Annotated in this window: 7 protein-coding genes; 2 read left to right on the forward strand and 5 right to left on the reverse strand. The window is 42.9% G+C overall.

The genetic code is table 11. The features are described from left to right. Positions 1 to 17 precede the first annotated feature (17 nt). Positions 18 to 2,933, reverse strand: coding sequence for an ATP-binding protein (locus JOC33_RS14905; RefSeq protein WP_205093342.1), 2,916 nt, complete (start codon positions 2,931 to 2,933; stop codon positions 18 to 20). A 13-nt stretch (positions 2,934 to 2,946) separates the two neighbouring features. Then, positions 2,947 to 4,170 carry a metallophosphoesterase family protein gene (locus JOC33_RS14910; RefSeq protein WP_205093343.1) on the reverse strand — a complete coding sequence of 408 codons (1,224 nt, stop codon included), beginning with the start codon at positions 4,168 to 4,170 and terminating at the stop codon, positions 2,947 to 2,949. Positions 4,171 to 4,291: 121 nt separating this feature from the next. Here JOC33_RS14910 and JOC33_RS14915 point away from each other — a divergent pair, with 121 nt between their 5' ends. Next, positions 4,292 to 4,444, forward strand: a complete 153-nt coding sequence (locus JOC33_RS14915) for a YuzL family protein (RefSeq protein ID WP_205093344.1) — start codon at positions 4,292 to 4,294, stop codon at positions 4,442 to 4,444. 46 nt (positions 4,445 to 4,490) lie between these two features. On the opposite strand, the gene JOC33_RS14920 is transcribed toward JOC33_RS14915, so the two are convergent. Both JOC33_RS14920 and JOC33_RS14925 read right to left on the reverse strand, forming a co-directional pair. After that, entirely contained in the window at positions 4,491 to 5,738 is a 1,248-nt protein-coding gene (locus JOC33_RS14920) for an ABC transporter permease (RefSeq protein ID WP_205093345.1), read from the reverse strand. After that, a complete protein-coding gene (locus tag JOC33_RS14925; RefSeq protein ID WP_205093346.1) occupies positions 5,731 to 6,630 on the reverse strand; it encodes an ABC transporter ATP-binding protein in 900 nt (299 codons plus the stop codon). Before JOC33_RS14925 ends, JOC33_RS14920 begins: the two co-directional genes overlap by 8 nt. A 171-nt stretch (positions 6,631 to 6,801) precedes the next feature. On the opposite strand from JOC33_RS14925, the gene JOC33_RS14930 reads away from it, so the two are divergent. Then, complete coding sequence (locus tag JOC33_RS14930; RefSeq protein ID WP_205093347.1) at positions 6,802 to 6,987, forward strand: YhzD family protein; 186 nt, start codon at positions 6,802 to 6,804, stop codon at positions 6,985 to 6,987. Between the two features lie 517 nt (positions 6,988 to 7,504). Here JOC33_RS14930 and JOC33_RS14935 read toward each other — a convergent pair. Beyond that, positions 7,505 to 8,275 carry an enoyl-CoA hydratase gene (locus JOC33_RS14935; RefSeq protein WP_205093348.1) on the reverse strand — a complete coding sequence of 257 codons (771 nt, stop codon included), beginning with the start codon at positions 8,273 to 8,275 and terminating at the stop codon, positions 7,505 to 7,507. Positions 8,276 to 8,546 lie beyond the last annotated feature (271 nt).

The raw sequence follows: 8,546 nt of genomic DNA on the forward strand, positions 1-8,546 counted from the left end.
CATGCTATTCTCTCACATTAAATACTATTTGTTATTTCCCCTTGCCTGTACTCTGACAGTGAAATTGATTGATGAACTAAATCCTTTCTCCACGTAAAGAAAATAACTTGATGTTCATCTGACAGCTCTTTAAGTATTTCAAGCATTTCATCAGTTCGTGTAGCATCAAAATGGACAAAGGCATCATCAATGAAAAAAGGCAGCTGATTCTTTCGTGAGATGAGCATGCTGAGCGCAAGGCGCAGAGCAATATATAACTGGTCGGAAGTTCCGCGGGAAAGCTCACTGACATGAAAGTTCCAACCGTCACGATGCCTGATTACTAACTCACCATCTTCCGAGTCAAAACGCACACTCTGATATAGTCCTGCTGTCAATCTGCCGAACCACCTGCTGGTATGGTTCAGGATTTCCGGTAAATATTTTTTCTGATAAACACGTTTTGTTTCTTCAAGCAGCGATTTGGCCACCTGCAGCACAGCCCATTCATGGGCTGTTGATTCCAATTCATCTTTGGATGTCTGGAAACTAAACCTGCCATCGGAAAATGTATCGGTATTCTCGAGACGATGAATCCTGCTATTTATATCGGCAAGCCGTTGCCGGAGCTGCTCCAATTCCATTTCCCTTTGACGGATCAACTGACTCTTTTCCTGTTCAAGGTGAGCCAGCTGAGTAAATGATGGCACTTGTTCAAGGATGTTGTAAGAGTACAGCACATCTTCCGGCAAAATTGCTATGATTTGCGATTTCAATTCTTCTTGCTTTTTTTTATGGTACCTTACTGTTTCCACTTGATCGCTGACTCGGAGAAACTCATCTTCATCCGTTGTGCCTGCCTTTAAAAACAATTTCTCCTTTTCTTCTCTGTAAGGAACTAACTGTTGAACTAATCGTGCCTTTTTATCGTGAATCTCTTTTAACATATTTTCTTGACTTTCCCATTCGGTATGGTTCTGTTTTGTTTTCGAATAAACTGTTTCCAGTTCATCTAGCATACTTCCGAGGCTATTACCGGAATATTCCCAATTAACATTTGCTAAAAACATGTCCACTTCTTCTTCATAACGAGGTAATTTTTCTTTCAGTATGGATATCTCTTCGTCCAGATCCTGTAAACTATTATATTTCGTCTTCACACTCTTTACTAAATGGAAAAGCTTGACCCAGTAATCAGGCTCAACACCTTTTAAAAATGGATAGGAGTTTATTTGATGATTGATCTCGCGCAAAATTCGTGCTTTTTGTTCATCTAGAGCTTGTATTTGCTCTTCCTGCTTCATTCTTTCCGATGCGATGGCAAGTTCTTTTTCTTCCAGTGTTTTTAATTTATAGAATGCTTCTTCATGCCGGGATACCTTTTGACGTAATTTTTGGGCTTCTTGCTCCGATATGCTTTGAGAGAGAGACTGATTGTTGCCTTTCTCCAGGGAAACATTGGTCTGACGATAGGCAGCAAACCCTCCGAGCGCTAAAACCAGCGAAACAATGGCAACTGGCCATGAAGAAAGGATTCCGGCAACCGTCATACCAAGCAAAGAGATAATAAGAGATGAACGAAAGATTAACTTCGCCTTGTGTCGGCTATTTGCTAAGGAGATATTTCCGTCATTTCTAGTATGAAACTCTCTTTCGTACTCATCCAATTGGGCAGAAAAGTGTCGATATGCCTCCTCCTCTAATAGCTCTGTTTGCTGCTGCTTCTTTTGAGTTTCAAGTTCCTGCTGCTCTTTGGATATCCGAAGCAGATTATCCTGGCCTCTCTCTGTGTCTAAAGAAAGTCTTTCCTTCTGCCTGGCTAGTCTCCCCCATTCTTCTTCCTTATAGAAGGGAAATTCATATTCAGCCAGTTGATGCACACTTAAATCAATTGCCATTTCTTCGAGTTCATGTTCCAGCAGAGTTTGCGATTTTTTCTTCTTATCCTCAAGCTTTTCCAGCTCCAGGAGATCATGTCGAATAACAGGGGTTTGATCCGTCAACCGTTTCATTTCTCTCAACTGCTCATCGGTTATCAGCCTGCTCTTGAGTTCATCCCTTTTTTGACGGTATTGTGCTTCTGTTTCTTCCAAAAACCGTTTCTCACTCTCGATTGGGAGCATATTTACCTTTAAGTCTTCCAACCGTTTCCTGCCATCAACAGGGAATCCATCCCGTTCCTTCGTATCCGCAGACGCATGTTGATGAAAAGCAGTGATTATTTCTTCTGCCTGAAGAATCCGCTCGCAGCTACGCCTATCCTTCTGATCGGATTCTAGAGACTCTAGCAATCGATCCCTCTCTGACTCAAGCTGCTCCTTTTCTTCCTTTAATTGACGGTAAGCCTGTTCCTCCTGTTCCAAATCAGCCAACCTGTCAGCCATTTTTTCTAATTCCTTTAGTTGAACATTAATCAAAGGCTTTTTCCCTTGAGGTTTGAATAATTCTCCGATTGATTGCTGCAGTTCCCCTTCTGTCCGGTTAATTTCAGAAGAACCTGTCAACCCGACACTTAATAAAGTTTCACCCAGCTTCTCTTTATTGACCTGGTGCAGTTCAATCAGATCAGCTGCCTCAAAAGAAAAGACTGATTCAAATACTGACCGGTCAATTCCAATCTTCTGATAAAGGAAGGATTCTTCCCTTTCTTCTCCATCTGACAACTGACAGATAGCTGCTCCCTTTCTTTTGTCATGCACACGCTCCACGCTGACTTTTTGTCCATCTTCGAATATCAGGGTAAGCCTGCCGCCTATGGTCCCACCGGTTTTTGGCTGATAGAATTCACGCATTTTTGGAGGGAGACCGAACAGGACAAATAACATAAAATGACGGAGCGTCGACTTTCCAGCTTCGTTGTCCCCCACAATGACTGTAAAATAGGGATTTTCCATATGAAGCTTGAAATCTGTCCATTTTCCAAAACCATATATATGCAGATCGGTAATTTTCATCACTCATCCCTCCTTACCTGTCCATCAACTTTGTGAGCAGCAGCTCTTTTGCTCCCTGTAAAATATCTTCTTTTTCCTCCGGTGATAGCCTTGCCAGATGCTTTCTGGCAGTACGATGCCGGTAAAGCGGCGCGAGCCACTCATCCATATTGGAGGCTTCCTCAGACTGGCGAATGACTTCTCCGATAAAATGCTGTTCCTTTGAAAGCTGCAATTCATCCCATGGCTGGGTAAAGGAAACAGTAACCTTCCTGAACCATATCCAATTCTTTTCCAAAGACTCATCTTCATTTAAAAGGTTGATCAGATCCTCGATCTGCCCTTCATTCTCCCATACTTTCAGCTTTTCTCCCTCTCCCTTTATATGTAAATAAACGATCGCAGAGCCTGATTCTCGGAGCTTTTCTTTTTGCTCAAGGAGCAACTGCTCCAACTCCAGGAGAGTAGGAGATTCAACGGAAACCTCCAGTTTTTCAAAACGAAAATGATGGGTTGGCAGAAAATTCACTTCAGTTTTCCGGGAATTCATTTCCACCAGGTAACAGCCTTTCTCGCCTGTTTCCTTGCTGGAGCGTCCCTGGGTATTGCCAGGATATATGATATAAGGAGAATCAGACAGTATACTTCTTTTGTGAATATGGCCAAGAGCCCAATAATCCATTTCCCGATCTTTTAATTCCCCAATAGTAAATGGAGCGTATGCATCATGGTCCGTATTCGTATCCACACTCCCATGGAGCATAGCGATATGGTGACAATCTTCGTCTGTGCGTTGATACTGATTTGCCATCCGGCTCGTGACAGCCCGCTCATAATAACTGAAGCCATAGATTCTGGCATACACTCTGCCTTCTTTCTCATACGGCACAGATGTCACGTGATCCTTTGAAAATACGTAAACATTTTCCGGATACTCAACGGGAGGGAAGGGTCCAGAAAGGAAATCATGATTACCATGGCTGACAAAGACCATGATATTGCATTCCTTCAACCGTTCAAAGGTTCTTCTCAATTTGATTTGCGCCTTCAGGCTTCTTGTTTCATAATCAAACAGATCACCCGCCATCAGTACAAAATCAACCTGGTGATGGATAGCTTGATTCACTAGGCACTCTAATGCGTAAAACGTACTCTCTTTTATTTGATCTTCTATTGGTCCACTCATTTTGCCGATTCCCTTGAAGGGACTATCGATATGTAAATCGGCCGCATGGATAAACTTGATCGTATCCGACATCGCCATGTTCCTCCCTTCATGCTTCTTCTTTTATTTTAGCAAACAACAATAGCGAATGCACGTTCGCAATGTAAGGTTTGTTACTTGATAGGAAAGGCTAATGAGGAGGAGGTGGACCAAGATGCCAAAGCAAAAGAAAGACCCTTCAGAGCGTGCAAAAAGCGCCGCAAGCGTTAAAGGAAGAAAAAATCAAGGCCCGGTCGATCCTTTTACGGATGAGCCAGAGCACCAGACTACTAACATGCAGTACACGAAAAAAAACATGGGGAAATAACAAGCTGCCGTATGGGGATTCCCATGCGGCAGCTTTACTCCTACCCTTATTCTTTTTTTGATAACTGCAAAGCTTTTTTAAAATCCTTAAGCGAAGATGATTTTCCGTACATAAGGACGCCGCCACGATAAATTCGCGCCCCAAGCATAGCGAGTAAAAAGATAGTCACGAGCATGATACCAATCGAAAGGGCGACTTCCCACGCTGGAATATCCAACATTCCTACTCTTAAAAACATGAGCATCGGCGTAAAGAATGGAATATAGGATGTCACGGTGACAAAGGTAGAATCCGGCATATTGAGTCCAAACATCGCAATCAAGAAGGCTGCTACAATCACCATTGTCATTGGAGCAATCAGCTGCTGGGCATCTTCAATTCGGCTGACCAATGATCCAAGCATCGCTGCCAGTGTCGCGTATAAGAGATACCCCAGAAGGAAAAAGACAATGACATAGATGAAGATACTTACATCCAAATCACTAAGTCCTAAATATTCAAAAACTCCACCCGTCATCGATTCCTGATTCATTTTGACTGCTTGGAAACCGACAAACAGGAATACACTCAATTGTAATAGACCAAGAAGAGCGACCCCGAAAATTTTACCGAACATCTGCGAAACCGGGGAGGCACTGGAAATTAATATTTCCATTACACGGCTGGACTTCTCTGTAGCTACCTCCATCGCAATCATGTTTCCATACATCAAAACGGCAAAATACATTAAAAACAGCATGACATAAACCAGCCCTCGGGCTTCACTAAGCTCTTCCTCTGTTTTTGCATCTTCTTCAAGAGCGACTGTTTCAAATTCCACAGGTGCAAAAATCTGCTGTATGGTTCCCTGGTCAAGATTGGCTTTGCTGGTTGCTGCTGCAATCTTGACCTGCTGGAGAGCTTCTTTTAACTCATCGCTGATTGCTGTATTGGCAATCTGATTAGCATAATAAGTCGCTTCAGGTATTCCTTCCGCTGACTTTTGAATTTCGAGAAGCGCACTATATTCACCTTCTTGCACGAGCCCCTCTACTTCCTGTTTTGTCCCATCTACTTGCTCAAGTTCAATTGTCGAAGATTTAGCTTCGAGGTTTTGTTCCAAGTTCTCATAAACACCTTCTGTATCTCCTATAACAGCCACAGGCGGTTCTTCGCCTCCAAACCGATCGGTGATTGTCTGAAAATTAGCAAGCCCGATGATCAGGAGGATACTAACCAGAGAGGTGATGATAAACGACTTTGTCTTCAACCGTGTCATAAATGTGTGGGCAAGGATAATGAAAAATTTATTCATATGCAGCACCTACTTTTTCAATGAAAATGTCATTCAAGGATGGCTCTTCTAAATCAAACAGACGGACAAACCCTTTTCCATGAAGGGAGTCAAATACACGGTGGGCAATGTCCTCATTTTCAATCTGAAGTTCACATCCCTCCGTAGTTCGCTTGTATTTAAGAACGCCAGCAGTATCCTTTAAATAAGTCAGGTCGAAATCGGCGTGTATTCTTACATTCTTCTTGCCAAAAGAACGCTTGATCTTCTTCAGCTCCCCCTGGACCACAGGTTTCCCTTTATGTAATATACAAAGATGTTCACATAACTCTTCCACGTGTTCCATCCGGTGGGAAGAGAATACAATCGTTGTGCCACTTTCCTTCAAGTCAATGACTGCCTGCTTCAGCTGTTCCACATTCACAGGATCAAGACCTGAAAATGGTTCATCCAGTATTAATAATTCCGGTTTATGGAGTACTGCTGAAATGAACTGGATTTTCTGCTGATTTCCTTTTGATAATTCTTCTACTTTCTTATCAAAATACTCCGGAACCTTGAACCTTTCCAGCCATCCCTCCAATTCTCTTAACGCACTTTTTCTATCCATCCCGCGAAGCCTGGCCAAATAAACAATCTGATCCTTTACCTTCAACTTCGGGTATAAACCTCTTTCCTCCGGTAAATAACCAATCAAGTGGCTTTTTTGATGATTTATACTTTCCCCTTTCCAGGTGATCGTCCCTTCCGTCTGATCGAGTAACCCAAGTATCATACGGAATGTCGTTGTTTTTCCTGCACCATTTCCTCCGAGAAATCCAAACATCTCTGATTCAGGAATACTTAGGGAAAGATGATCAACGGCAGTATCTTTGCCGAAACGTTTCGTTACTTGCTTTAGTGTAAGTGACATACGCTACACCCCTTTCTATATAATAAGTACGTTTTTTTCATTGAATGGTTTCATAAAGTGTGAAATTCTATTGAATGAAATGGAATATTAGAGGGAAATAGCTTTTTTAGGGAGGATTTTAAACAAATCCCGCTAATTATACTAAATAGACAGACATAAGGAGGCATAAGAATGAAGGCATACGCATTGACCGTTTTTGAAAAAGACGGTACCAAACTGCTCGATGAATCATTTGAAGCAGCTGATGATAAGGAAGCAAAAGAAATCGGTGAAACCAAATTAAGAGATAAAGGCTATTTAGAGCATACCCACAGGTGTGTAGCCCCGAACGGCCATTTAGTCCTGTTTCATCGATAAATCATTGGATGATAACAAAAGCGGAAGCGCCTTGTTCACCCCCGACTAGCTTAAGACAAGCCTTGCCGTGACGTTTCTTTGTCACAGAAAGGATTGGCTTAAGACCTCGAGGGGGTAGGCGCTGGAGCTGGATGAGATAAAAGCGGAAGCGCCTTGTTCACCCCCGACTAGCTTAAGACCTCGAGGGGGTAGGCGCTGGAGCTGGATGAGATAAAAGCGGAAGCGCCTCGCTCACCCCCGTCAAGCTTGCTTGGCTGTCCCATAAGTCTAAAATAGACTTATGGGCAGCCTCTTATTTTTTACACTTTTAGAAAGCAGGGAAGACGACTAGTCTCCTCGGGCCATGTGGGGTCTCATCAGTCTTGCTTCCCCTGCTGGAGTTTCAACGTTTCCCTGCCCAAATTGACAGCCAACAATGCGAAGATCTTTTTTACATACGTAAAAAACCACAAAGAAAAATCAACATCTTCGTGGTTTTTCATTCAAAAAAGCCTTTTGGGACAACCCTTTTTTAAATTCATTCACCTGTAAATTTCGGCTTCCGTTTTTCTAAAAATGCCCGGACACCTTCCTCATGATCCTTACTGTGCCGAAGCTCCCATTGCGCTTTTCGTTCCTTCTCCAAGTAATGTTTAAGTTTCTCCACCTGATACTGATGATATATTTCTTTCGTTGCAATCATGGACTTCAATGGTCTTTTCAACCAATCCTCAACAAGATCATCAACCACATCCTCCAAATTACCTTCTGCTACCTGATCAACTAAATTGAAGTCAAAAGCCCTTTTTGCATGGAAATCCTCCCCTTCCCAGGCGAACTTTTTCGCCAGGTGTGTCCCCAGCCGTTCCTTAAGCCAGAAATGACCGCCGCCATCTGGTATCAGTCCTATTCCAATAAAGTTCATGGAGACAAGGGCGTTGGGATCGGCTACGATGTAATCCGCCGCCAGTGCGATGCTCAAGCCCAGTCCGACAGTAGGCCCGTGAATGGCTGCGATAGTAATCTTGGGCATCAGATAAAGCTTGGTAACAATGGTCTCAATATCGCTCATTACTTTATCGTAAGTTTGTTTGTCAGAAACCTCTTCCATCATTGCTACGTCACCGCCGGCACAAAAACCATTTCCTTTCCCGGAAATAACAACAAGTTGAACATCGCTTTTCTCAACTTCTTCTAAAGCTACTGCCAACTCTGCCAGCATTTCCGCGTGCAGCGCATTGTAACGCTCTTCTCGCGCCAACCTGAGGTGATAAACATTATCCTTCTGCTCTAATTCAATATAATTCACCAGAATCCCCCTCATCTTGATGGTAGCTCTTCATTCATAAAAATTCGCCAGAAATTGTCGAAATCCTTCCAGAAATAATGGATATATAAGCCATTAGAAGTCATGGTTCCCCTGTCTGCTTTTTCCGAAGCATAGGTGAATCACCTAAATTGTCTGTAGCATACTCTTTTTTTCTGAAATCGAGTAGGAGGAGGTGACTAACCCCCGTCCTCTCACACCACCATACGTACGGTTCCGTATACGGCGGTTTCTCTAAGACTGACGTAAGAAT

It is taken from the genome of Thalassobacillus pellis, assembly GCF_016908295.1.
In the GTDB taxonomy this organism is placed as follows: domain Bacteria; phylum Bacillota; class Bacilli; order Bacillales; family Halobacillaceae; genus Thalassobacillus; species Thalassobacillus pellis.

Bases quoted from the DNA above. Each gene is read 5' to 3' on its own strand.
- JOC33_RS14915 (WP_205093344.1), top strand. From the start codon at position 4,292: ATGCCAAAGCAAAAGAAAGACCCTTCAGAGCGTGCAAAAAGCGCCGCA.
- JOC33_RS14910 (WP_205093343.1), bottom strand. From the start codon at position 4,170: ATGTCGGATACGATCAAGTTTATCCATGCGGCCGATTTACATATCGAT.
- JOC33_RS14925 (WP_205093346.1), bottom strand. From the start codon at position 6,630: ATGTCACTTACACTAAAGCAAGTAACGAAACGTTTCGGCAAAGATACT.
- JOC33_RS14920 (WP_205093345.1), bottom strand. From the start codon at position 5,738: ATGAATAAATTTTTCATTATCCTTGCCCACACATTTATGACACGGTTG.
- JOC33_RS14930 (WP_205093347.1), top strand. From the start codon at position 6,802: ATGAAGGCATACGCATTGACCGTTTTTGAAAAAGACGGTACCAAACTG.
- JOC33_RS14905 (WP_205093342.1), bottom strand. From the start codon at position 2,933: ATGAAAATTACCGATCTGCATATATATGGTTTTGGAAAATGGACAGAT.